At 67.1% G+C, this 24,793-nt stretch carries 22 protein-coding genes; 17 read left to right on the top strand and 5 right to left on the bottom strand.

Features of this window, described 5'->3' with window-relative positions:
* Nucleotides 1-44: 44 nt before the first annotated feature.
* Nucleotides 45-611 carry a nitroreductase family protein gene (locus tag NNY25_RS08660; protein WP_265570959.1) on the bottom strand — a complete coding sequence of 189 codons (567 nt, stop codon included), beginning with the start codon at nt 609-611 and terminating at the stop codon, nt 45-47.
* A gap of 131 nt (nt 612-742) precedes the next feature.
* Here NNY25_RS08660 and NNY25_RS08655 point away from each other — a divergent pair, with 131 nt between their 5' ends.
* The 4 genes from NNY25_RS08655 to NNY25_RS08640 all read left to right on the top strand — a co-directional run bounded on the left by NNY25_RS08655 (nt 743) and on the right by NNY25_RS08640 (nt 5,872).
* The gene (locus tag NNY25_RS08655; protein WP_265570958.1) at nt 743-2,365 is read left to right on the top strand and encodes a peptide MFS transporter; all 1,623 of its coding nucleotides are present in this window, start codon (nt 743-745) and stop codon (nt 2,363-2,365) included.
* 128 nt (nt 2,366-2,493) lie between these two features.
* Nucleotides 2,494-3,894 carry an amidohydrolase gene (locus tag NNY25_RS08650; protein ID WP_265570957.1) on the top strand — a complete coding sequence of 467 codons (1,401 nt, stop codon included), beginning with the start codon at nt 2,494-2,496 and terminating at the stop codon, nt 3,892-3,894.
* Nucleotides 3,891-5,192, top strand: coding sequence for an amidohydrolase family protein (locus NNY25_RS08645; protein ID WP_265570956.1), 1,302 nt, complete (start codon nt 3,891-3,893; stop codon nt 5,190-5,192). The genes NNY25_RS08650 and NNY25_RS08645 overlap by 4 nt, the downstream gene beginning before the upstream one ends.
* A complete protein-coding gene (locus NNY25_RS08640) occupies nt 5,189-5,872 on the top strand; it encodes an NnrU family protein (protein WP_265570955.1) in 684 nt (227 codons plus the stop codon). Before NNY25_RS08645 ends, NNY25_RS08640 begins: the two co-directional genes overlap by 4 nt.
* Here the strand turns inward: NNY25_RS08640 and NNY25_RS08635 are convergent.
* Entirely contained in the window at nt 5,798-7,252 is a 1,455-nt protein-coding gene (locus tag NNY25_RS08635; RefSeq protein WP_420854354.1) for an alanine/glycine:cation symporter family protein, read from the bottom strand. The two genes, NNY25_RS08640 and NNY25_RS08635, sit on opposite strands and share 75 nt — an antisense overlap.
* A 118-nt stretch (nt 7,253-7,370) precedes the next feature.
* On the opposite strand from NNY25_RS08635, the gene glmM reads away from it, so the two are divergent.
* The 6 genes from glmM to folP all read left to right on the top strand — a co-directional run bounded on the left by glmM (nt 7,371) and on the right by folP (nt 13,213).
* Nucleotides 7,371-8,711, top strand: coding sequence for a phosphoglucosamine mutase (gene glmM / locus NNY25_RS08630; protein WP_265570953.1), 1,341 nt, complete (start codon nt 7,371-7,373; stop codon nt 8,709-8,711).
* The gene (gene thiD / locus NNY25_RS08625; protein WP_265570952.1) at nt 8,708-9,904 is read left to right on the top strand and encodes a bifunctional hydroxymethylpyrimidine kinase/phosphomethylpyrimidine kinase; all 1,197 of its coding nucleotides are present in this window, start codon (nt 8,708-8,710) and stop codon (nt 9,902-9,904) included. The genes glmM and thiD overlap by 4 nt, the downstream gene beginning before the upstream one ends.
* Nucleotides 9,901-10,197 carry an antibiotic biosynthesis monooxygenase gene (locus tag NNY25_RS08620; RefSeq protein WP_265570951.1) on the top strand — a complete coding sequence of 99 codons (297 nt, stop codon included), beginning with the start codon at nt 9,901-9,903 and terminating at the stop codon, nt 10,195-10,197. Before thiD ends, NNY25_RS08620 begins: the two co-directional genes overlap by 4 nt.
* Nucleotides 10,198-10,201: 4 nt before the next feature.
* A complete protein-coding gene (locus NNY25_RS08615) occupies nt 10,202-10,783 on the top strand; it encodes a ribonuclease HII (protein WP_265570950.1) in 582 nt (193 codons plus the stop codon).
* A gap of 195 nt (nt 10,784-10,978) precedes the next feature.
* Nucleotides 10,979-12,130 (top strand): site-specific DNA-methyltransferase, encoded by a 1,152-nt coding sequence (locus tag NNY25_RS08610; protein ID WP_276591666.1) that lies wholly within the window; start codon nt 10,979-10,981, stop codon nt 12,128-12,130.
* A 6-nt stretch (nt 12,131-12,136) separates the two neighbouring features.
* Nucleotides 12,137-13,213 (top strand): dihydropteroate synthase, encoded by a 1,077-nt coding sequence (folP, locus tag NNY25_RS08605; RefSeq protein WP_265570949.1) that lies wholly within the window; start codon nt 12,137-12,139, stop codon nt 13,211-13,213.
* Here folP and NNY25_RS08600 read toward each other — a convergent pair.
* The gene (locus NNY25_RS08600) at nt 13,210-13,926 is read right to left on the bottom strand and encodes an SDR family NAD(P)-dependent oxidoreductase (RefSeq protein ID WP_265570948.1); all 717 of its coding nucleotides are present in this window, start codon (nt 13,924-13,926) and stop codon (nt 13,210-13,212) included. The genes folP and NNY25_RS08600 overlap by 4 nt on opposite strands.
* Nucleotides 13,927-13,966: 40 nt before the next feature.
* Complete coding sequence (locus NNY25_RS08595; RefSeq protein WP_265570947.1) at nt 13,967-15,427, bottom strand: sigma-54-dependent transcriptional regulator; 1,461 nt, start codon at nt 15,425-15,427, stop codon at nt 13,967-13,969.
* A gap of 155 nt (nt 15,428-15,582) precedes the next feature.
* Here NNY25_RS08595 and NNY25_RS08590 point away from each other — a divergent pair, with 155 nt between their 5' ends.
* Both NNY25_RS08590 and NNY25_RS08585 read left to right on the top strand, forming a co-directional pair.
* The gene (locus NNY25_RS08590) at nt 15,583-15,732 is read left to right on the top strand and encodes an aa3-type cytochrome c oxidase subunit IV (protein ID WP_265570946.1); all 150 of its coding nucleotides are present in this window, start codon (nt 15,583-15,585) and stop codon (nt 15,730-15,732) included.
* Between the two features lie 2 nt (nt 15,733-15,734).
* Complete coding sequence (locus NNY25_RS08585; RefSeq protein ID WP_265570945.1) at nt 15,735-16,868, top strand: NAD(P) transhydrogenase subunit alpha; 1,134 nt, start codon at nt 15,735-15,737, stop codon at nt 16,866-16,868.
* 396 nt (nt 16,869-17,264) lie between these two features.
* On the opposite strand, the gene NNY25_RS08580 is transcribed toward NNY25_RS08585, so the two are convergent.
* Nucleotides 17,265-19,568, bottom strand: coding sequence for an EAL domain-containing protein (locus tag NNY25_RS08580; protein WP_265570944.1), 2,304 nt, complete (start codon nt 19,566-19,568; stop codon nt 17,265-17,267).
* A gap of 151 nt (nt 19,569-19,719) precedes the next feature.
* Between NNY25_RS08580 and NNY25_RS08575 the strand changes: the two genes are divergently transcribed.
* From NNY25_RS08575 to NNY25_RS08555, 5 genes are all read left to right on the top strand, one after another.
* Nucleotides 19,720-20,004, top strand: a complete 285-nt coding sequence (locus NNY25_RS08575) for an NAD(P) transhydrogenase subunit alpha part 2 (protein ID WP_265570943.1) — start codon at nt 19,720-19,722, stop codon at nt 20,002-20,004.
* Complete coding sequence (locus NNY25_RS08570; protein ID WP_265570942.1) at nt 20,004-21,452, top strand: NAD(P)(+) transhydrogenase (Re/Si-specific) subunit beta; 1,449 nt, start codon at nt 20,004-20,006, stop codon at nt 21,450-21,452. The genes NNY25_RS08575 and NNY25_RS08570 overlap by 1 nt, the downstream gene beginning before the upstream one ends.
* Before the next feature lie 73 nt (nt 21,453-21,525).
* Complete coding sequence (locus NNY25_RS08565) at nt 21,526-22,242, top strand: aspartate/glutamate racemase family protein (RefSeq protein ID WP_265570941.1); 717 nt, start codon at nt 21,526-21,528, stop codon at nt 22,240-22,242.
* A gap of 56 nt (nt 22,243-22,298) precedes the next feature.
* Nucleotides 22,299-23,753 (top strand): tetratricopeptide repeat protein, encoded by a 1,455-nt coding sequence (locus NNY25_RS08560; protein ID WP_265570940.1) that lies wholly within the window; start codon nt 22,299-22,301, stop codon nt 23,751-23,753.
* Nucleotides 23,754-23,762: 9 nt separating this feature from the next.
* Entirely contained in the window at nt 23,763-24,770 is a 1,008-nt protein-coding gene (locus NNY25_RS08555) for an alpha/beta fold hydrolase (protein WP_265570939.1), read from the top strand.
* Nucleotides 24,771-24,793 lie beyond the last annotated feature (23 nt).

Below are 24,793 nucleotides of genomic sequence, written 5' to 3'. Positions count from 1 at the left end.
CTGCTTTAATACACTGGCTCGCAAAGGGTTGCAAGCGTGGACGCTCAGAATGTCCGGACGATCGCGGACAGGTCGGGGCGCTCGCGCTCCTCGAGCGGGGCGGCGGGGGTGCCGATGTAGATAAAACCGGCGATGTCCTCGCCCTCTTCGCACAGCGTGTCCACGACTGCGGGCATGCGCGCCTGCTCGCCGGTCACCCAGCCGCCGACATATCCGTGGGCATGGGCGGCGTGGAGGAGGTTCATCCCGACCGCGCCGACGGTCAGGCGCTGTTCCCATTCGGGGATCTTGTGTCCCCTGACCGGACTGGCGAGGAGCGCGACCAGGGTCGGGGCCCAGAAGGCCTTTTCGCGAAACTTGGCGATCTTGGCCTCGTGGCATTCGGCCGAGGCGCGGCATCCCGCCTCAAGTGCATCGGCGAGCCGGTCGCGGTCCTCGATCACTACGAAGCGCCACGGCACCAGCTTGCCGTGATCAGGCGTGCGGCTGGCGAGCGCGAGGATCGCGGCGAGCTCTTCGGCGGTCGGGCCGGGGGCGACGAGGTTGCGCGGGGAGGCGGATCGACGCGTCGCGAGGTGGGAAATCGGGGTGGCGGTGTCGTTGAGGTTCATGCCCACCGTGTCACTGTCGCCACACAAAAATGCAACCGGCCTCTTCACACACGGCGATTCGCCGCTAGGGTTCGCGGCTCGTGCAGCCGTACCCATGGGGGAGCGTACGGCAAAGCAAGAGAGGATTTTTGATGAAAGACATGTCCTTGTGGCAGGAGTCCGACTGGATCGCGGCGATCGCCGTGGTCGTTCTCGGCGCCTTCCTCGCCGTCGGCGCCAAGATCGTCATCCAGAAGGAACCCGAATTCGCCGGGCATCCGAAGGGCCTTTACATGCTCTTCTTCGCCGAGATGTGGGAGCGTTTCTCCTACTACGGCATGCGGGCGCTGCTCATTTTCTACCTGACGCAGCACTGGCTCTTCAACGACGGCAAGTCGACGCTGATCTACGGCGCCTACACGAGCCTCGTGTACATCACCCCGGTGCTCGGCGGCTATCTCGCCGACCGTTATCTCGGCCAGCGCAAGGCGGTGCTGTTCGGCGGCCTGCTGCTTGCCGTCGGTCACAGCCTGATGGCGGTCGAGGGTACGGGCGGCCAGAGCGATCCGACGATCAACGTCTTCTGGGCCGCGCTCGCCTTCATCATCGTGGGCTCGGGCTTCCTCAAGGCGAACATCTCGGTGATGGTCGGCCAGCTCTACAAGCTAACCGACATTCGCCGCGACGGTGCCTACACCATCTTCTACATGGGCATTAACGTGGGCGCCGCGATCGGCACCATCCTCGTCGGCTATCTCGGCCAGACGATCGGCTGGGGCTACGGCTTCGGTCTTGCCGGTATCGGCATGCTCGCGGGTCTCGTCGTCTTCGTGCTCGGCAAGAAGGCGCTGCGCGGCGCGGGCGAGGCGCCCGGTCCGCTCTCGAAGAGCCGCGAGATGACGCTCTACGGCATCGGCATCCTTGCTGTTGCGGTGATCTGGGCGCTGGTCCAGTACCAGGACGTCATCCAGATGCTGCTGCTCGTCTCGGGCATCGCGCTGCTCGGCTACGTGCTCTACGAGAGCTTCAAGCTTCCCAAGGAACCGCGCGAGCGCATGTTCGCGATCCTGTTCCTGATCAGCTTGAACCCGCTCTTCTGGGGCCTGTTCGAGCAGGCGGGCGGGTCGATGAACCTGTTCACCGACCGCTTCGTGGATCGCGGCGGCGTGCCCGCGGCGATCTTCCAGTCGATCAACCCGATCTACATCATCCTGATCGCGCCCTTGTTCGCGATGCTGTGGCAGTGGCTCGGAAAGCGCGGCAAGGAGCCTTCGGCCCCGGCCAAGTTCGGCCTCGCGCTGGCGCAGATGGGTCTGGCGAACCTCGTCCTCGTGTGGGGCGCGCAGATCTACGGGATCGAGGCGATGACACCGGTCATCTTCGTGTTCCTCTATTACCTGCTCGCCACCACCGGCGAACTGTGCCTGTCGCCCGTCGGCCTTTCGGCGATGAACCGGCTCGCGCCGAGCTTCCTCGCCAGCCTCATCATGGGCGCGTGGTTCTACATGACCGCGGTCGGCAACTTCGTCGCGGGCAAGATCGGTGAAGCCACCGGCGGCCATGACGGCGAGATGTCGAAGGAAGGCCTGCTGGAGATCTACCAGCTGTTCGGCTGGATCTCGATCGGCGCGGCGGTCGCGGTGCTGCTCGTCAGCCCGGTGATCAAGCGCTGGATGCACCTCGACACGCTGGGCGACCCCGGCGAGCTCGAGGGCCATGCCGAAGCCGGCATCGAGGCCCAGGAAGCCGGGGTTCACCCGACCTCCAAGGCCTGACGCGAACCTGCTGCCGACCAAGTGGCGGCAGGGATCGACGAATTGGGGCGGCGCCGATGTGCGTCGCCCCTTTTCTTTTGCGCGCGCGTCGGCACAGTAAGCGCAACGACAATCCAAGGGGGACATTCATGCCGCGCCTGAGTACCGTCCTGACGGTGGCCGCGGGAGCGCTCGCGCTCTCAGGCTGCAACCTGGGGGAGGCGAAGTCCGCTTCCGCCCCGCCCAAGAAGTTCGACCGCGATCCCTACGGCTCGACCTACCAGCCCTATCCGGGCGTCCCGACGCTGATCACCGGCGCGACCGTCTATGACGGCGAGGGCGGGATGATCGAGAACGGGGCCATCTATCTCGAGGGCGGCAAGATCCAGATGGTCGGCCCGCTCGCCGCGATGAGCGTCCCCGAGGGTGTCCAGACGATCGACGCGACCGGCAAGTTCGTCACGCCGGGCATCATCGACGTGCACAGCCACATGGGCGATTATGCCTCGCCCGGCGTCGACGCGCATTCGGACGGCAACGAGATGGTCAATCCCGTCCGGCCGGGCGTGTGGGCCGAACACAGCGTGTGGCCGCAGGATCCCGCCTTCACCCGCGCGCTCGCCAATGGCGGCGTCACCACCTTCCAGGTGCTGCCGGGCTCGGGCAACCTGTTCGGCGGGCGCTCGGTCACGCTCAAGAACGTGCCGGGGCGCACCGTCATGGACATGAAGTTCCCGGGCGCGCCCTACGGGCTCAAGATGGCGTGCGGCGAAAATCCCAAGCGCGTCTACGGCAACAAGGGCGGGCCGCAGACCCGCATGGGCAATATCGCGGTGACGCGCGAGGCGTGGATCAAGGCGCAGTCCTACGACAAGGACTGGGACGAGTATGAAAGAGGCGAGGGCAAGAAGCCCGGCCGCGACCTCGACATGGACACGCTGCGCGGCGTGCTCGACGGCGAAATCCTCGTCCACAATCACTGCTATCGCGCCGACGAGATGGCGCTGATGATGCAGATGGCCAAGGAATTCGGCTACAAGGTGACCAGCTTCCAGCACGCGGTCGAGGCCTACAAGATCGCCGACTTGCTGCGCGAAAACGGCGTGTGCGCGGCGATGTGGGCCGATTGGTACGGTTTCAAAATGGAAAGCTACGACGGCATCAACGAGAACATCTCCTTCGTCGATGCCGCAGGGGCCTGCGCGATCGTTCATTCGGACAGTTCGCAGGGCATCCAGCGTCTCAACCAGGAAGCGGCCAAGGCGCTCGCGGCAGGGCGCCGCGCGGGGCTCGAGATCAGCGACGCGCATGCGTGGACCTGGCTCTCGCTCAATCCCGCCCGCTCGCTCGGAATCGACGACAAGACCGGCAGCCTTGTGCCCGGCAAGATGGCCGACGTGGTGTTGTGGAACGGCGACCCGCTGTCGGTCTATTCGCGCCCAGACAAGGTGTGGATCGACGGCGCCCTGCTGTTCGACGCGGCCAACCCGGCGCTGCGCCCGGTGACCGACTTTGAGCTCGGCCAGCCCGGTGAAGGAGACGTCAAATGAAGCGCTTCACGCTGATCGCCGCCGCGCTCCTTGCCGGCACCGCGCCCGCCGTTGCCGCCCCGGTGGCGGTCATCGGCGGCAAGCTCGTCATTGGCGACGGCCGCGCGCCGATCGACAACGGCGTCGTCGTCATCGACAACGGCCGCGTGATCGCCGCCGGCTCCGCCGAGACGGTGAGCGTGCCCGCGGGCGCGAGCATCGTCGTCGCGCGCGGCAAGTGGGTCACGCCGGGGATCGTCGCGGGATTCTCGCGCGTCGGCCTCGTCGAAGTCGACAGCGGGGTCGAGGGTGCCGACGATACGGGCGCCTCCGACAGTCCGCACTCGGCCGCCATCGACGCCTCGCTCGGGATCAATCCTGCCGCCACACCGATCGCGGTCGGCCGGATGGGCGGGGTCACCCGCGCGATCATCGCGCCTTCGCGCAGCAACTCGATCTTCGCGGGACGCGGCGCAGTCATCGACCTCGGCGCGGACTACGATCCCGTCACCCGTGCCCGCGCCTTCCAGCTGATCGACCTCGGCGAAGGCGGGGCCGGCGGCGCGGGCGGATCGCGTCCTGCCGCCTACCTGATGCTCGAGGAGGCATTCGCGCAGGCCGCGGGCAAGAAGGTCGAGGGCGATCGTCCCGACGAATCGCTGTTCACCGCGTCGGACATCGAGGCGTTGAAGCCGGTACTGGCGGGCAAGGAAAAGCTGATGGTGTCGGTGTCGCGCGCCAGCGACATCCTGGCCGTCCTCAAGCTCAAGCAGCGCTACCAAGACCTCGACATGGTGCTGCTCGGCGCGACCGAGGGGTGGATGGTTGCCGAGCGCATCGCGGCGGCGGGCGTGTCGGTACTGGCCGACCCGATCGCCAATCTCCCGGGCAGCTTCGAGGACCTGGGTTCGACCCAGTCCAACATCGGGCGGATGCGCCGCGCGGGCGTCAAGGTCGGGGTCGCGGCCCTTGACGATTTCGTCAACCGCAACCCGCAGAACCATCGCCAGCATGCCGGCAACCTCGTCGCACTGGGGAAATTGCCGGGCGGCACGGGCGTGAGCTGGGACGACGCGTTCGCCATGATCAGTTCCGCACCGGCCGAGATCATCGGCCTGGGCGGCACCATCGGCAGCCTCGAACCGGGCGCGAGGGCCGACGTGGTGGTCTGGTCGGGCGACCCGCTCGAGCTGTCGAGCTGGGCCGAGCAAGTGTGGGTCGACGGGGTCGAGCAGCCGCTCGTCAACCACCAGACCAAGCTGCGCGACCGGTATCGCACGCTCGAGCGCGGCGCGCTGCCCAAGGCGTATCGCAAGTGAGCCCGTTCGGGTGGCTGATGGTGGCGGCGACCGCCTTCGTCGCCACCCATCTCGGTCTCGCCGGCGCGATGCGCCATTCGCTGGTGCGGATGCTGGGCGAGAAGGGCCATTTGCTGGTCTATTCGCTCGTCGCCTTCGCGACGCTGGGTGCGGCCGGGCATTTCTACGGCGAGGTGCAGGGCGATGCCGTACCGCTCTGGACGCCCGGGATCGGGATCTGGCTGCCGGCGAGCATCCTGATGTGGATCGGATCGATCCTGTTCGTCGGCTCGCTGCGGCGCAACCCGGCCTTTCCGCAACCCGGGGTCGCTGCACCGAGAATGCCCGACAAGGCGAAGGGGGTCTACGCGATCACCCGCCATCCGATGATGTGGGCGTTCGCGATCTGGGCGGGCGTTCACGTGGCGGTCAATCCGACGCTGCCCAGCTTCATGATGTCGGCGGCGATCGGGATCGTGGCGCTGGCGGGCGCCGCGGCGCAGGACGAGCGCAAGGCGCTGACCATCGGGCCGGAATTTCGCGACTGGATGGCGCGCACCGCGTTCGTGCCGTTCGCCAAGGGTGTCGACTATCCCGACCGCTTCGCCACCTATGGCGGAACGATCCTATTCCTCGGCGTGACCTTCGCGCACCGCTGGTTCGACGCGATGCCCGCCGGCTTCTGGCGCTGGATCGGCTAGGACGCGCCGCGCCCAGTAATCGTCGAGCATCGCCTTCAATTCGGGGGCGAAGAGGTAAAGCGCGAGAATGTTGGGAAGCGCCATCAGGAAGAAGCTCGCGTCGACGAAATTGATGACGATGTCGAGCGGGAAGATCGCGCCCGCGGGCAGCAACAGCACGAACACCAGCTTGTAGCTGAGCACCGCGCGCGGGCCATTGCCGAACAGGAAGCCCCAAGCCTGGCTGCCGTAGAAGCCCCACGCGCAGATCGTCGAGAAGGCGAACAGCACGACCGCGGTCGCCAGCACGATCGGCATGAAGGGGGCGACGTTGGCGAAGGCCTGGCTGGTGATCGCGATGTCCTCGAGCCCGGGGTCGGTCCAGGTGCCCGCGACGACGAGCGCAAGTCCCCCCAGCGAGCAGATCACGACCGTGTCGATGAACGGTTCGAGCAGCGCGACGAGGCCTTCGCTGACCGGTTCGCGGGTGCGCGCGTGGACATGCGCCATGACCGAGGAGCCGGTGCCCGCCTCGGTCGAGAAGACGGCGCGGCGCATGCCGATCACGAAGGCGCCGAGCGCGCCGCCCGCGGCTGCTTCGCCGGTAAAGGCGCTGCCGACGATCGCGGCGAGCGCGCCCGGAATACGGTCGAACCCCATAGCGAGGATGATCGCAATCCCGCCGAGGTAGATCAGCCCCATGGTGGGCACGATCGCTGAGGTGACGCGGCCCAGCCAGCGCGCGCCGCCGAAGATGACGAGCGCGGTGAGGAAGGCGAGGACGCAACCGTAGATCAGCGCCTCGCTATGCCCGTCGCCGAAGCCGAACGCGTTGCCGGCCTGCGCGAAGCTCTGGTTGACCTGGAACATGGGCAGGGCGGCGAACATGGCGAGGAAGGCGTAGAGCTTGCCGAGCCACTTGCCCGCGACCGGATGTCCGCGCGCGGCAAGGCCGTTCCTGAGCGTGTACATCGGCCCGCCCAGCACGGTGCCGTCGGGCAACTCTTCGCGATATTTCATGCCCAGCGTGACTTCGGCGAACTTGAGCGTCATCGCGAACCAGCCGATCACGAACATCCAGAAGATCGCGCCCGGGCCGCCCATCGCCAGCGCCACCGCAACGCCCGCGATATTGCCGAGCCCGACCGTGCCCGACAGCGCGGTCGAGAGCGCCTGGAATTGGGTCATCTCGCCGCCCGCTTCGGGTTCGGCGAAGCGGCCGCGCACGGTGCGCACGCCCTGCGCGAAGCCGCGCAGGTTGATGAAGCCCAGGTAGAGCGTGAAGAAGACCATCGGCACGGCGAGCCAGATGACGATCCACGCGATCGGTGTCGAAAACAGGGTGATTTCGTAGAAAACCGCGCTCCCGAGCGCATCGATGGCGCGCTCGACGCCCCCCAGCAAATCCATTCCGACGTCCTTCGATACTCGCGGTGAGGGAAGATTAACCGGTCTGCCTCAACGTGCAATGGCGCCGTTCGCCCTCGCGCAGGCGCGGGCGAGCCGCTAGAGGAGCCGCATGGCACGGAAATTCTTCGGGACCGACGGGATTCGCGGTCGCACCAACACGGACCCCATCACCGCCGCAATGGCGCTCAAGGTGGGGCAGGCCGCAGGCACGCTGTTCCAGCGCGGCGACCACCGACACCGCGTGGTGATCGGCAAGGACACGCGCCTGTCGGGCTACATGATGGAAAGCGCGCTGACCGCGGGCTTCACCAGCGTGGGGATGGACGTGGTGCTGCTCGGCCCGATGCCGACCCCGGCGGTGGCGATGCTGACCACCTCGATGCGCGCCGACATCGGCGTGATGATCTCGGCCAGCCACAACCCTTACGAGGATAATGGCATCAAGCTGTTCGGCCCTGACGGCTACAAGCTTTCGGACGAGGACGAGAAAGCGCTGGAGGCGCTGATCGAGGGTGAGCCGAAGCTGGTGCCGTCCGACCGGATCGGGCGCGCCAAGCGGATCGACGATGCGAGCGGGCGCTACGTCCACTTCGCCAAGTCGACCTTTCCCGACCGCCTGCGCCTCGACGGGCTCAAGATCGTCGTCGATTGCGCCAACGGCGCTGCCTACAAGGTCGCCCCGCAGGCGCTGTGGGAACTGGGCGCCGACGTCGTGCCGATCGGGGTCGAACCCGACGGGACCAACATCAACAAGGGCTGCGGTTCGACCCATTGCGACGCGATGATGGAAACGGTCGTCGCATGCGGCGCAAACATCGGTCTGGCGCTCGACGGCGACGCGGACCGGCTGCTGGTGTGCGACGAGAAAGGCGAGCTGGTCGACGGGGACCAGCTGATGGCACTGATCGCGGGGCGATTGCAAAAGGAAGGCACGCTCAAGGGCGACAAGGTGGTCGCCACGCTGATGAGCAACCTCGGGCTCGAGCGGAAGCTGGGCGCCATGGGGCTGGGCCTGACCCGCACCAAGGTCGGCGATCGCTACGTGCTCGAGGAAATGCGCGCGTCGGGATCGAATGTCGGCGGCGAGCAGTCGGGGCACCTCATCCTGTCGGATTACGCGACCACCGGTGACGGACTGGTCGCGGGGCTGCAGGTGCTGGCGGCGCTGGTCGAGGAGGAGAAGCCGGCGAGCGCGTTGCTGCGCCAGTTCGATCCGGTGCCGCAGCTCCTCAAGAACGTGCGCTTCAATGGCGGCGATCCGCTGGCGAGCGAGGCGGTGCAGTCGGTCATCGCCGAAGCGGAAAAGGATTTCGGCAGCGCGGGGCGCCTCGTCATCCGCAAGTCGGGGACCGAGCCGCTGATCCGCGTGATGGCCGAGGGTGACGATGCGGGCCAGGTCGAGCGCTGGGTCGATGCGATCTGCGGCGCGGTATCGGAGGCTGCGCAGTGAAATTGGCCAGGGTTCTCGTCATTGCCGGGTCGGATTCGGGCGGCGGCGCCGGGATCCAGGCCGACATCAAGACGATCACCATGCTGGGCGGTCACGCGATGACCGCGGTGACCGCGGTGACCGCGCAGAACAGCACGGGCGTCAGCGCGGTCCATGCGATCCCCACCGAGATCGTGCTCGAGCAGATCGAGGCGGTGGTCGAGGATTTCGGGGTCGATGCGGTCAAGGTCGGCATGATCGGCAGCGCGCTGACCGCGCGGCTGGTCGCCGAAAAACTGGGCGAGCTCGACGTCCCGATCGTGGTCGATCCCGTCATGGTCGCGACGTCGGGCGCGGTACTCGCCGACGACAAGACGGTCGAGGCGCTGGGCCGATTGCTCGACGTGGCGACGCTGGCGACGCCCAACCTTCCCGAACTCAAGCGGCTGACCGGCAAGGAAGATCCGGTCGAAGCGGCGCTGGCGCTGGTCTCGAAACATGGCTGCCCGGTGCTCCTCAAAGGCGGGCACGACGAGGGCGAGGCGGTCGCCGACGCCTTGATCGAGACCGACAACATGACCAGCTGGCAGGGCAGCCGGATCGAGACCGAGCACAACCACGGGACGGGCTGCACGCTGGCGAGCGCGATCGCCTGCTTCCTCGGCTCGGGCGCGGGCCTCAACGAGGCGATCGACCGGGCGCGCGAATTCGTGCGGATGGCGTTGCTCGAGGCGCCGGGAATCGGCAGCGGGCACGGCCCGATGGGGCACCAGCGCGTCCGGCTCGACGTCGCCATGGGGCACGAGGCGGGGCCGCGGCTCAACCAGTTGACCATCACGGGCCGTGACTATGACAAGATGGTCGCCTTCTACACACGGCTCGGGCTCCGGCAGATCGTCGACAGTCCCGACAACCAATATGCGCGCTTCGAGACGTCGGGAGGCGCGACCTTTTCGATCCAGTGCGACGAGGATGCGCTCTCGGAAGAGAATTTCGCGGTCTATTTCGAGTGCGACGATCTCGACCGGCGCTGCGAGAAGCTGGCGCGCGGGGGGCTGCCGTTCGAACATGCGCCGCGCAACCAGCCGTGGGGCTGGCGCGAGGCCCGGCTGCGCGATCCGCACGGCAATACGGTGTTCCTCTACAAGGCGGGCGAGATGCGCCGCTTCCCGCCGTGGCGAATGACAGAAGGCGAGGGGGACGACGCGGCATGATGGCAACATTTTTCGAATGGAAGGTCGATCCCGACAAGGAAGACCAGTTCCGCGAGAACTGGGCTGCCGTGACGAAGCGGCTGCACGCGCGCGGGTCGAAGGGATCGACGCTGTTTCGCAAGGAGGACGGGCATTTCTGCGCGGTGGCGCTGTGGCCCGACAAGGCGACGCGCGATGCCGCCTTCGCGATGGACGAAACGCCGCAGGCCGACACGCTCGCGATGCGCGAGGCGGTGATCGACACCATCCATCGCATCGACATGGACGAGATCGACAATCTCTGGTTAGTCTGACCCCATGATCGCGGGGGTGGACGAAGCGGGGCGGGGGCCCCTGGCTGGACCGGTAGTGGCCGCGGCCGTCATCCTGTGCGGCAAGGAGATCCGCGGTCTCGGCGACAGCAAGGTGCTGTGCGCGTCCAAGCGGGCGAGCCTCGCGGCGCGCATCCGCGAGCGCTGCCATGTCGGCATCGGCATCGCGAGCGTCGAGGAGATCGACGCGATCAACATCTTTCAGGCGACCATGCTGGCGATGACGCGCGCGGTCGCCGCGATGTGCACCGAGCACGGATGCGAGCCGCTCGAAGTCCTGGTCGACGGCAATCGCTGCCCCGGCAACTATCGCGACGAATGGCGCTGGCCGGCGCGCGCGATCGTCGGGGGCGATGCGTCCGAGCGATGCATCTCGGCCGCCTCGATCATCGCCAAGGAACATCGCGACGCGTTGATGCGCGCGGCCGAGGAGGAGCATCCGGGCTACGGCTTTGCCGCGCACAAGGGCTATGGCACGCCGGCGCATCTGGCCGCGCTGAGAACGCAGGGGCCGAGCCCGATCCACCGCCGTTCCTTCGCGCCGGTGGCCCAGATTTCGCTGTTCTGAGCCAATCTGAGTCTTTCGAGTCACACCACAAGGTCTTGAGTCCCGCCTGCCAGCGAGGACTCAACATGTTGTGGTTCTCCATGATTTGAGCACAAATCGTCGATTCACCATCCAAGCGATTGACTCCACGCGGAATCTTGACGCGGAATCGCGGACGATTCAGGGAGGGAGGCTCCAGTTCCAAAGGGGCATCCCATGACCGCACTCACGCCGATCGAAGCCTATTGCGCGCCGCACCTCGCGCGTGCCGAGGAGCGTGCCCGTCGCAGCCCGAAGAAGGTGCTGCCGCTCGACACGATCATCGAGGGCGATTGCGTCGCCGCGATGGCGAAGATGCCCGACAAGTCGGTCGACATGATCTTCGCCGATCCGCCCTACAACCTCCAGCTGGGCGGCGACCTGATCCGCCCTGAAGGCGGTAAGGTCGACGCGTGCGACGACGAGTGGGACCGGTTCGAGAGTTTCGCCCAATATGACGATTTCACCCGCGACTGGCTGGCCGAGGCGCGGCGCATCCTCAAGGATGACGGCACGATCTGGGTGATCGGCAGCTACCACAACATCTTCCGCGTCGGCGCGCTGCTGCAGGACGCGGGCTATTGGATCCTCAACGACATCGTGTGGCGCAAGTCCAACCCGATGCCCAATTTCCGTGGCACCCGCTTCACCAACGCGCACGAGACGCTGATCTGGTGCTCGAAGTCGGAAAAGTCGAAATATACGTTCAACTATCGCGCGATGAAGGCGCTCAATGACGATCTCCAGATGCGCTCGGACTGGACCATCCCGATCTGTTCGGGCGGCGAGCGGCTGAAGAATGACGAGGGCGAGAAGGTTCACCCGACCCAGAAGCCCGAGGGCCTGCTCTACCGCATCATGCTGGCCTGCACGAAGCCCGGCGACGTGGTGCTCGATCCCTTCTTCGGGACCGGGACGACGGGCGCGGTGGCGAAGAGGCTGCAGCGGCGCTGGATCGGGATCGAGCGCGAGGACGATTATATCGCGGCTGCCAGGGCGCGTATCGACAGCGAGATGCCGCTCGACGAGAGCGCGATGACGACGATGGCCGAGAAACGCTCGGCCCCGCGTGTCGCGTTCGGGCTGCTGGTCGAAAGCGGGCTGGTCCCGGCGGGCAGCACGCTGACCGACAGCAAGCGGCGCTGGACGGCCAGGGTCGGGCTCGACGGGTCGGTCAGCTGCGACGGGCATCAGGGGTCGATCCACAAGGTCGGCAAGGAATTGCAGGGCGCGCCCAGCTGCAACGGCTGGACCTTCTGGCAGATCGAGGAAGAGGGCGAATTGAAGCCGCTCGACACGATGCGCCAGCGTCACCTTTGCGCGCTATAAGGCGCCATGCGCACCCTCCTACGCCCCACGGGCTTCGTCGATTCCCCCTTTGGCCATGACGGCAAGGTCGCCCGGCTGGCGGGCGGCCTCTTGTGGTTCTCTTGTGTCGAGCTGATCGCGCTCGACGACACCAATCGCCGCGCGGGCAGCGAACTGGTTCCGGTCGAGGGGGTCGAGGAGCGGCTCGACGACCAGATGGCGGCGGATTGGGCGAGGCTTACCGGGACGCGAGCGCCGCTCAGCCTTGGCACGCGCACCGTGAGGCTCGACCAGCCGCAGGTCATGGGCATCCTCAACGTGACGCCCGACAGTTTTTCCGATGGCGGCGCGCACGAGGATGTCGATGCGGCGTGCAATGCGGGCGCGGACATGGCGAGCGCGGGGGCGGCGATCCTCGACATCGGCGGGGAGTCGACCCGGCCGGGCGCGCAGACCGTGTGGGAAGGCGACGAGATCGAACGCGTGAAGCCGGTCGTCGAGCGGCTGGTGCGCGGGGGCAATGCGGTCAGCATCGACACGCGCAAGGCGGCGGTGATGGAAGCGGCGCTGGCCGCGGGCGCGCACCTCGTCAACGACGTGTCGGCGCTGGGCTGGGACGATCGCTCGGCCGACGTCGTGGCACGAGCGGGCGTGCCGGTGGTGCTGATGCACGCGCAGGGCGACCCGCAGACGATGCAGGACAACCCGACCTATGACGACGTGCTGGTCGACGTCTTCCTGTGGCTCGAAGATCGCATCGCCAAGGCCGAGGAAGCCGGCATCGCGCGCAGCAACATCATCGTCGACCCGGGCATCGGGTTCGGCAAGACGGTGGCGCACAACCTCGAACTGGTGAACGGGCTTGCGATGCTCCACGGGCTTGGCTGCCCGATCCTGTTCGGGGCGAGCCGCAAGCGCATGATCGGCGCGCTGTCGAACGAGGCGCCCGCCGATGCGCGGTTGCCCGGAAGTCTGGCGCTGGCGCTGGCCGCGGCAGGGCAGGGAGCGCAGATCGTGCGCGTCCACGACGTCCCCGAGACGGTGCAGGCGCTCAAGGTCTGGCGCGGGCTGCGGGACCAGGCGCTGACGCCAAAGTCGCTCTAGAGCGTAAAGCCGCCATCGCTGGTCAACACGCTGCCGGTGATGGTGCCCGCATCGCGGCTCATCAGGAAGGCGATCTGCGCGGCGATTTCCTCGGGCTGGGCGAAGCGGCCCAGCGGGACGGCCAGACCCATCGCGGTGATCGCGGCTTCGCGGCTGCCATGCTGCTCGATCAGCGGGTCGAGCGCGCCGTCGTCCCAGATCGCGGTGTCGACGCCGCCGGGCGCGATCGCGTTGACGCGGATGCGGCGGCCCGCGACCTCGCTTGCAGCAATGCGCGCCAGGTGGATGAGCGCGGCCTTCGAGCAGCCATAGGCGGCGGTGTTGGGGACGGGCTTGAGGCCCGTGGCAGAGGCGGTGACGGTGATCGCGCCGCCGTCCTTCATCGCGCGGATGGCGCGCTGCAAGGTAAGGAAGGCGCCGTCGAGGTTGACCGACATGACCTGGCGCCATTCGGCAAAATCGAGATCCTCGATCGGGGCGGCGGTGCCGATGCCGGCATTGACGATCGCGCCGGTCAGCCCGTCGAGCGGGATCGCGTCCCAGAAAGCGGGATCGGACACGTCGGCGACGTGCGTGTCGTGTTCGCGCTCCAGATCGCTGAATCCCTCGCCGTCGCGGTCGACCAGAACGAGGCGCGCACCGCGCGCGGCGAAATGGTCGGCGCAGGCGCGCCCGATGCCCGAGGCAGCCCCGGTGATGAGGATCTTTTCCATGGGAACGGAGCCTGCCCGAGGGCGCGGCCCGTGTCGAGCGCTACGCCGCCGACGACGTGTCGATGCCGAGGTCGCCCAGCTTGCGGTAGAGGGTCGAGCGGCCGATGCCGAGGCGGCGTGCGACTTCGGTCATACGCCCGCGATAATGGCCGATGGCGAGGCGGATTAGATCGGCCTCGATGTCGGCGAGGGTGCGGACATGGCCTTCGGCGTCGAAGATGGTGACAGGGCCTGCGCCCGCGAGCGCCTGGTCGCTCGACGCCTTGGAAAGCTCGGGCGCATGATCGCTGCGGCGGCCGGTGAAGCGCGACTGGATCGCGATGTGCGGGAAGTCGTCGGCGGTGAGGCTGTTGCCTTCCGCATGGACGACGGCGCGGAACAGCGCGCCGGCGAGCTGGCGCAGGTTGCCGGGCCAGCCGTAGCGCATCAGTACCGCGAGCGCGTCGTTGCCGATCGAGAGCGTGCGCATGCCCGGTTCGTCGGCGATGCGCGCGAGGAAATGGCGGGCGAGCGCGGGAATGTCGCTCGAGCGCTCGCGCAGCGGCGGCAGGTGCACCTTGGTACCGTTGAGGCGCTGGGCGAGACCTTCGTGGAAATGCTCGTCCAGCTGGCGGCTGTGCGTGGCGATGAGGCGCACGTCGACGCTACTCGAACCGTTGCAGCCGACCGGGCGCACCTCGCCGGTCGCCAGCGCGCGGTCGAGCGCGGCCTGCGTGTCGGCAGGAAGGGCGCCGATTTCCTTGAGGACGAGGGTGCCCTCATTGGCTTCGACGAGGCGGCCGACGCGTTCCGAAAAGGCGCCCGGAAAGGCGCCGGGCACGTGGCCGAACAGTTCGCTGTCGATCGCCTTGGCGCTGATCGCATGGCAGTTGACCACGACCAGCGGGCCCTTGGCGCGCAGGCTGGCATTGTGGATGGCGCGCGCGAAGGTTTCCTTGCCCGTCCCGCTCTCGCCGGTGACGAGGAGGGGGAGGCGGTTGCGCGCGGCCTTGGCGGCGACCGCCAGCGCGGCGCGGAATTCGGGGGCGGCGCCGACCAGCTGCTCGAGGCTGACGACACGCGCGATCTTTTCGGAGACCGGCGCGAGTTCGCCAGTGGCGCGGCGGCGGTCGGCATGGGTGTGGAGCGCGTCGAGCAGGCGTTCGGGCGCGACCGGCTTGCCGAGAAAATCGGAGGCGCCGGCGCGCATCACCTCGACCGCGAGCGGGATCGAACCCTCGTCGGCGAGCGCGATGACGGGAAGTGCCTCGCGCGCCTCGCGCAGGGCCTCGATGAGGGCGGGGCTCTTGGCCTCGTCCCAGCTCGACAGGATTGCGCAGCGCACCTCGCGCCCATGCGGGCCCTGGAGGAGGCCCAGGGCCGTTTCGAGGTCGGGCGCACCCACGACGGTCCAGCCGGCGCGCTGGGCGACGGAGGAGACGGTTCGACGTTCGTCGGCGTCGCTCTCGACGAGCAGCAGCGACTTCACGGCCTTGTCGGCAAAGGGCTTCGCCTCGGTCATGTGTCCCACAATAGGGCAAGGTGGTGAAAAGCCGGTTAAGACCGCGCCGATATCGCGCGAACCTCAAAACCCCTTTTGGGGCGGCGTCTGACTTGTTACAGGAAAGGCCGATCCGCACGCCGCCAAGGCGCGCGAGCCTGACAAAAGAGGGACGAATGGCTGACAGCAAGGCGCACCCGACCGCCACCGAAATGGACTATCCGGCGCACGAGAAGAATTATTCGGGCTTCCTCAAGCTCCTGAAGTTCGGGATCGTCGCGACCGCGATCATCACCGCCATCGTCATCTACGTGATCGCCAACTGATCTTGAAGATCGCGGTCCTCAGTGCCGGACCCGACGAACCCCGGGTCGCGGCCATCCCCGAGACGGTGAAGAAATTCATCGGGCTGGGTGCAGAGGTCGCGGTCGAGAAAGGCGCGGGAACCCGCGCCTCGATTTCCGATCAGGACTATGCCGACGCCGGGGCCAGCCTCGGGGCGCGCGCCGACGTGCTGTCGGGGGCGGACGCGATCCTCGTCGTCGAAGGGCCAGAGCCCAGCGAGCTGGCGGGTGCCAAGACCGGCGCGCTGCTGGTCGGCGCGCTCGACCCGGTGCGGCGCGAGGCGGCGATCGAGGGCTATGCGCGCGCCGGGCTCGACGCGATCGCGATGGAGTGGATGCCGCGCATCACCCGCGCCCAGTCGATGGACATCCTGTCCTCGCAGTCGAACCTTGCGGGATACAAGGCGGTGGTCGACGCGGCGAGCGCCTACGGGCGTGCCTTCCCGATGATGATGACCGCGGCGGGTACGGTGAGCCCCGCCAAGGTGTTCGTGATGGGCGTCGGGGTCGCGGGGCTGCAGGCGATCGCGACCGCCAAGCGGCTCGGTGCGCAGGTCAGCGCGACCGACGTGCGCTCGGCGACCAGGGAACAGATCATGTCGCTCGGTGCCAAGCCGATCTTCGTCGAGAGCGTGGAGGGGATCGAGGGCGAGGGCTCGGGCGGCTATGCCGGCGAGATGAGCGACGAGTATAAAAAGGCGCAGGCCGAACTCGTCTCGAGCCATATCGCCAAGCAGGACATCGTGATTACCACCGCGCTCATTCCCGGGCGTCCTGCGCCGCGGCTGATCAGCGATGCGCAGCTAGCCACGATGCGCGGCGGCAGCGTGATCGTCGACCTGGCTGCCGAAGCCGGGGGCAATGTCGAAGGCACGGTCGCAGGCGAGACGGTGGTGCGCCATGGCGTCCACGTCATCGGGGCGGTGCAATTGTCGCGCAGCCTGGCAGGCGATGCCTCGGCGCTGTTCGCGCGCAACCTCTACAATTTCCTCGCCGCGTTCTGGGACGCGGAAGAAAAACGCCCCCTATTTCCCGATGACGACGAGATCGTGAGGGGCGTTCGTCTGACGCATGGCGGCAAAATCGTAAACGAACGACTCCAACCGGCTGGCGAATAGGGCGCCCGAGTCGCCTGGCCGACTCGCTTCGAGTCGCTTTTCACAAGTACAGCGTTGGAAATTGGTTCGCGAGCCTCGCGAGTTGGGCGCTCGTTAACGCCCCGTCACGGTCCAATTAGGGGGCAGCTTCGACCGTTTCGGCAAGGTAAAGATCCCGTCCCAAGCCTTTGACAGACAAAGAAAAACCCGGCCGAAACCGGGTTAATCTCTTTTATTCCGGGCTGTCTTAGCCAGCGCCGCCGGTGGAACCCCAGCCGCCGCCGAAGATGATCTCCCAGAAACCCTTGGTGGGCTTTTTGACCTTCTTCATTTTCGTCCCCTGTGCATTGGGCGCACGAAGCGCTTCTGGGGACGTTATTAACCTTAATGGGAATGGTTAGCAAGCTGTTAACTATATCATGCGACCCGCCGCTGCTTGTCGCGCAACAGTCGACGCTTGAGTTCTTGCAGGCCCATCGGGCGACCGACCGCGAAACCTTGGGCGATGTCGCACTTCATCATGGTCAACTGCTCGAGGATTTGCGTGTCCTCGACGCCTTCGGCGACGACCTTGCGACCGAGCGAGTGGGCGAGCGCGATGGTCGACTGGACCATGATGAGATCGGAGCGATTGTCGCGCATCGAGCGCACGAAGCTCTGGTCGATCTTGAGTTCGCTCGCCGGTACCTTCTTGAGATAATCGAGGGTCGAGAGACCCGTGCCGTAATCGTCGATCGAGATCGAGAAGCCGAGTTCGCGCAGCTCTGCGAGAAGGTCGATGTCGGCACCGGTGCCGTCGAGCGCGGCAGTCTCGGTCAATTCGAGCGTGATAGCGCCGGTGGGGACGCCGTGCTTTTCGAGTGCGTTCATGATGCGCGCGGCGAGCTTGCGATCCGACAACATGCGCGCCGACAGGTTCACCGCGACGGTGAAGTCGGGCTCGCTCTTGCGCAGTTCGGCAACACCCGCAGCAGCGGCGTCGACGACGAAGTCGGTGAGGGCGGAAATGCGTCCCTGCTGCTCGGCAGCGGCGATGAATTCGGTCGGGCTGATCGGGCCCTTCTCGGGGTGGGTCCAGCGGGCAAGCGCCTCGGCGGCCACGACGCGGCGCGACTTGAGGTCGACCTGTGGCTGGAAGGCGAGCCAGACCTCGCCATTGTCGATGGCCTTGTCGAGCTGCGAGAGGAGCGAAAGCTTCCACGGCACGTCCTGGAGGCGCGCGGGGTCGTGATACTTCCACTTGATCGCTTCGGCATCGGCCTCGTCGGCGGCAACCAGCGCGCTGCCGAGACGGCTGGCGAGGTTGCGGCTCGAGCCCACCTCGACGCCGAAGCTGACGGCGATGTCGTAGGGCTGGTCGTCGATCGTGACCGGGCTGCGGAACAGGGCGTGGAGAGCTTCGAGATGGTTGCCGATCGCGGTGCGCGGCTCAGCGAACCAGGCGAAAATGCCCTCATCGCCCTGATAGAGGGTCATGCCACTCTGGCGTCCCAAGGCGAGACGCGCGGCGATCTGTTCGACGAGCCGGCGTTCGCCCGCTGCATTCAGCGTCGAGACGATCTCGGCGAAATTGTGCACGCGCGCGGCGATCAGCGGCAGGTCCTTGCCCTTGCGGTCGGCGCGCAGCGCGGTGAGGTTCGGAAGACCGGTAAGTTCGTTGACGAGGCCGCGCGATTTGAAGAAGCGATAGCCGAACAGCGCGAAGCCGTAGAGCAGGATCGCCATGCCGGCCATGATGTCGACGAAGATGCCGTTCGCCTCGAGGATGACGGGGAGGCCCGCAAGCACGACGAAGGCGATCGCCATGGCGGTGAAGCGCGTGCGCGGATCGGGGCGCCAGCAGGCCAGCGCGAAGGCGGCCAGCGCGACGAGGAAGGCGGGTACCCAGCCCAGCGAGACGGGCTTGCCGTTCTTGAGCGTCTCGGCGCCGAGAATCTGGACGAACACGCCGCCCATGCGGCCGCGGCCCGGGATGAACACCTGGTCGCCAAGCTGGACGACCGAGATGCCGACGATCAGCGTCTTGCCCTCGACAAGGCTCTTGTCGACGCGGCCATGGACGAGGTCGGTCGCGCTGATCTTGGGCACGGTGGTGACGTCGATCGAATAGTCGACCGGGAAGGTCTCGCCGACCTCGCCCGTCACACCCGCCATCTTGGCTGCGAAGCTGGGCATCACCTTGCCGCCGACCTTATCGGTAACCGCAAGGTCCCATGCGGCGGTCTGGAAATTGAAGTAGGCGTTGATCGAGCCCATGTCGGCGTCGTCCTGGAACTCCTCCATCGGGAGTTGCAGCGACGAGCCGAGATAGCGCGTGTTGCGCTCCTCGACCGCAGCGAGGGTGACATTGCCCGCGCGCTCCATCGCCTGGCGGAAGACCTCGTCGTCCTGCGGCGTGGTACGGCCGGCGAAGACGACGTCGAAATAGAGATGGTCGGCGCCAAGTTTGGTCGCCTCGTCGACGATGTCGGCATGGACCGTGCGGCGCCACGGATAGGTGCCGATTTCCTCGATGCTCTTGCGGTCGATCTCGACCAGCACGATGTCGCCACTGGCCTTGTTGGTATGGAGATAGTTGCGTGCGGTGCGGGCGAGATCCTCTAGCGGTTCGCCGATCGCGCCGAGCCCGAACAGGAACGAGACGACGGCCGTCCACAAGAACAGCTTGAGCGGGAATCCGCTTGGCATCTTGGCCTTGGTGTTGACTGCGTCGCGCATCATTGTCCTACCGGTTCGTTCCGGCAGTGCCACCAAAAGGTTAGGAAATCGGAAACTTCAATCGGGTTAACCGTCCGATCCGGACCATTGTGCAGCCCCTCGACAGCGCCCCAAAGCCTTGCCACAACGTGGTCCAACAACTCGGGGGAGGCTCATGGACTTCATCTCCATCCTGTCGATTTTCGTGCTCGCCTGTTTCGTGGGCTATTATGTCGTCTGGTCGGTGACGCCCGCGCTGCACACGCCGCTGATGGCAGTCACCAACGCCATTTCCTCCGTGATCATCGTGGGCGGCCTGATCGCGGCGGCCGCGGCCGGGGTGCCCGGCGCCAAGTGGCTGGGGCTGGCGGCGGTGGTGCTGGCCAGTATCAACATCTTCGGCGGGTTCGCGGTCACCCAGCGCATGCTGGCCATGTACAAGAAGAAGGAGCGCAAGTGATGGAATTCGCGCTTCTCCTCGCCTCGGGGGCGGCGGCGGTGCCGTCCTGGGTGCTGCTCGCCTATCTCGTCGCGGGCGTCTGCTTCATCCTCGCGCTGCGCGGCCTGTCGAGCCCCGAAAGCAGCCGGCGGGGCAACATCTACGGCATGGTCGGCATGGCCATCGCGGTGGCGACCACGCTGGCGACCCACGAAATCGCCGGCATCGGCGAGATCCTCGCCGCGATCGGCATCGGCGCCATCATCGGCCTCACCATCGCGAGGCGCATCGCGATGACCGCGATGCCGCAGCTGGTGGCCGCTTTCCACAGCCTAGTCGGCATGGCGGCGGTGCTGGTCGCCGCGGCCGCGTTCCTCAACCCGGGCGCGTTCGGCATCCTCGATGCGGGCGGCGACATCCTCGCCGTCAGCCGGATCGAGATGGCGCTGGGCGCGGCGATCGGCGCGATCACCTTTTCGGGCTCGGTCATCGCCTTTGCCAAGTTGAACGGCAACATGTCGGGCGCGCCGATCCTGCTGCCGATGCGTCACGTCATCAATCTCGGCACGGTTGCCGCCATCGTAGTGATGACCGGCCTCTACGCGATGAGCCCCGCTGCGGGGCCGGGCGAGGGAGCGCTGTTCTGGATCATCTGCGCGGCGGCCTTCGCGGTCGGCTTCCTGCTGATCATCCCGATCGGCGGCGCGGACATGCCGGTCGTGGTCTCGATGCTCAACAGCTACTCGGGCTGGGCCGCGGCCGCGATGGGCTTCACGCTCGGCAATACGGCGATGATCATCACCGGCGCGCTGGTGGGCAGCTCGGGCGCGATCCTCAGTTACATCATGTGCCGCGCCATGAACCGCAGCTTCATCTCGGTCATCGCGGGCGGTTTCGGGCAGGACGCATCGAGCGGCGACAAGGGCCCTGCCATCGACCGGCCCTACAAGGCGGGCAGCGCCGAAGACGCGGCTTTCCTGCTGGGCCAGGCCGACAAGGTCATCATCGTGCCGGGCTACGGCATGGCGGTGGCGCAGGCGCAGCACGTGCTCAAGGAAATGACCGACCACCTCAAGGCCAAGGGCGTCGAGGTGAAGTTCGCGATCCACCCGGTCGCGGGGCGCATGCCGGGTCACATGAACGTGCTGCTTGCCGAAGCCAACGTGCCCTATGACGAGGTGTTCGAGCTGGAGGACATCAATTCCGAATTCGCGCAGGCCGATGTCGCCTTCGTGATCGGCGCGAACGATGTCACCAATCCGGCGGCCAAGACGGACAAGTCCTCGCCCATCTACGGCATGCCGGTGCTTGACGTGGAAAAGGCACGCACCACCCTGTTCATCAAGCGCTCGATGGGCGGGGCGGGTTACGCCGGCGTGGAAAATGAGCTCTTCTTCCGCGACAACACGATGATGCTCCTTGCGGACGCCAAGAAAATGGTCGAGGAGATCGTCAAGGCCCTGGATTAAAGTCCATGAGTCGCAATCGCTTACTGGGTTAAAGCCCCCAGCCGGTGCTCCGGTAGGGGCGTCGGGAGACGAGATGAAGAAGCTGGGGATCATCGGGGGCACGAGCTGGAACTCGACCCACCTTTACTATGAGCATATCAACCGCCTGGTCGCGCGTGCGCTGGGCGGGCTGCATAGTGCCCGGCTGGTCATCGAAAGCCTCGATCTTGCGCCCTATGCCGCGCTCCAGATGGCGGGCAAGACCGACGAGGCCGAGCAGCTGATCGTCGGGGCGGCGCAGTCGCTCAAGGGGGCGGGCGCCGAGGCGATCCTGATCGCGTCCAACACCACCAACCGTTACGCGCCCGCGGTCGAGGCGGCGACGGGCCTGCCGCTGCTCCCGATCGCGGAGCCGACGATCGAGGCGATGAAGCGCGACGGCCGCAAGCGGATTGCCTTGCTCGGCACGCGCTTCACGATGACCGAGAGCTTCGCGCGCGAGCAGTACGAAGAGGCAGGCATGGACGTGATGCCGATCGCGCCCGACTGGATCGCGACCATCGACCGCATCATCTTCGACGAGCTCGCCAAGGGTATCGTCAAGCGCGACAGCCAGCGCGCCTTCAAGACGCTGCTGACCGAACTGGTGCGCCAGAAGGCCGATGCGGTGGTGCTCGGCTGCACCGAACTGGTGCTCGCGGTCGACAGCCGCGCCAACGTGCTGCCGGTCTACGATACGACCGAACTCCACGCCCGCGCCGCGGTCGCGTGGATGCTCGAGGAAGAGGAAGGCGCCAAGCAGGCGGCTTGACCGCCGCTCGCCAAATGCTGACAAGCTGGGTTTTCCGCCACGAAAGGGGGATTGCCATGCGTGTCCTGTCGAGCCTTCTTGCCGCCGGCCTGGTGCTGGCCGCACCGTCCCAAGCCGCCGAGCCCGACGGGGTGGGAACCGAGCAGATGGTGTTCGCGCACCAGGGCAACGAGCAGGCGGGCGGGCATTTCCTGCGCGGCCTCGCGTTGCTCCACAACTTCGAATATGAGCGCGCCGCCGAGGAGTTCGTGGCCGCGCAAGAGGCCGATCCCGACTGGGTGATGCCCTATTGGGGCGAGGCCATGACCCACAACCATTCGATCTGGTGGCAGCAGGATCGCGAAGCGGCGCTCGCGGCGATGGCGAAGCTCGGGAAGACCCCGCAGGCGCGTGCAGCCAAGGCGCGCGACGACAAGGAGCGCGCGTGGCTGGGCGCGGTCGAGACGCTCTACGGCGAGGGCGAGAAGCGGAAACGCGATTTCGCCTATCGCGGGAAAATGAAGGCGCTGTTCGAGGCCGATCCGGACGATGTCGATGCGCGCGCTTTCTATGCGCTCTCCATCCTCGGGACGACGCATGACGGGCGCGACGTGCCGACCTACATGCAATCCGCCGCGATCCTCGAAGACGGGTTCATGGCGCACGAGATGCACCCCGGCCTGCTGCATTACCTGATCCACAGCTATGACGATCCGGTGCACGCACCGCTGGGGCTGCGCGCGGCGCAGCGTTATTCGGTGGTCGCACCCGACGCAGGCCACGCGCAGCACATGGTCAGCCATATCTTCAACGCGCTCGGCATGTGGGAGGCGTCCGAGAAAGCCAACGTCAACGCCGACGCGGTGGTCGATCGCCAGCGCGAGCGCGACGGGCATTGCGGCCATTACAACGAGTGGCTGGCCTACGCGCTGCTACAGCAGGGCAAGGATGCCAGCGCGCTGATCGACGGGTGTCGCGACGAGGTGGTCGCAGCGATGGAGGAGGGGGCGAACCCCCGCTCGTATAGCTGGGCGCGCATGGCGTTGTGGAAGGGCGTCGAGACGGGCGATTATGCGACGCCGCTGGCATGGGGCGAGGGCAAGGATGCGGCCGCGCGCATGATGGTCGCCTACGGGCTTGCGCTGGCGGCGCGCGACGATGCCGCCGCCGCCGCCGCACAGGTCGCCGAATTGAAGGCGCTCCACGCAGCGCTGATCGAGGACGGCTATGACGGGTCGGAAGACACGGCGTGGGGCGAACGGATGGTGGCGCAGGCCGAGGCGGTCGCGTTGCTGGCGGCAGGGCGCGAAGCCGAAGGACTGGCCGCGCTCGGCAAGGCCGGGGAGGCGGAAGCCGCGCTCCCCGCCTTCTACGGGCCGCCGCTGATCGGCAAGCCGAGCTACGAATTGCTGGGCGACGAACTGCTCGCGCTGGGGCTGCGGCAGGAAGCGGCCGACGCGTACGATAAGGCGCTCGCCTTCGCGCCGGGGCGGCGGCAGTCGGTCGCGGGCCTCGCGGCGGCGCGGCAGTAGGAGAAGGGCATGCTGATCGGCCTGGCAGCGCTCGCTGCCGCAGCGACGGGCGACGTTCCATCCCGGGACGCGGCGTTCTTCGAGGCGCAACTCGCACCGCAATCGACCGTTGCGCTGGCCGACGGGCGCGAGATCCATTTCGCCTGTATGGGCGAGGGCGAGACGACGGCGGTCTTTCTCGGCGGGTTCGGGGACTGGGGTGCCACCTGGCACGCGCTCGTCCCGACGGTTGCGAAGAGCGCGCGCGCCTGCACGTTCGATCGGCCCGGCTTCGGGTTGAGCGGGCCCGATGCCGAGCCGCAAGGCACGATGCATCTCGTCGAAACGCTCGCCGCCACGCTCGATGCGGCGGGAATCGAAGGTCCGGTCGTGCTGGTCGGCCATTCGCTCGGCGGCGGCGAGGCGCTACGCTTTGCCGAACGCTATCCGCAGCGAGTTTCCGGCCTGGTGCTGGTCGATCCCAGCCCTCCGGGCTTGATGGACCTCGTCGCCGACAACGCGCCCGAAGCGGCCGCGTTCATGGAGAGCGTCTATCGAGAGGGCATGGCGGGGATGGCGCGCAGCTGCCTCGCCGGATTGCGCGACGGCAAGCTGGTGCTCGAGACGGGCAGCGCAAGCCCGTGCGCGATGGGCGCGGGATCGTTCCCCCCGGCGGTCGAGGAAGCGCGGCTTGTGCGGCTGCGCGATCCGGCGGCGTGGGAGACCAAGATCGCGCTGATCGACTCCCTGTTCGACGGATCGGTCCCCGCCGAGATGCCGAAGAGCTTGGGCGATCTGCCGCTGGTCGTGCTTGCCGCGGGTAGGGAAGACCCGCTGCCGCCCGATACGCCCGATGGCATCGAGGAACAGTTCGCAGCCGTCACGCCGCTCGTGCGCCAGCGCCTCGAGGAGATCGCGGCGCTGTCGAGCCAAGGCGAATACCGGCTGGTCGAGGATGCGACCCATTATATCCACCGCGACCGGCCCGACGTCGTGCTGGCGGCGATCCGCGAGGTGCTGGCGGCAGCCGGCGAGTGACCCCTCGCAACCGCGCGCAATCC

The organism is Sphingomicrobium nitratireducens, from assembly GCF_026157035.1.
In the GTDB taxonomy this organism is placed as follows: Bacteria; Pseudomonadota; Alphaproteobacteria; order Sphingomonadales; family Sphingomonadaceae; genus Sphingomicrobium; species Sphingomicrobium nitratireducens.
This window is presented reverse-complemented; position numbering and strand designations above follow the sequence as displayed.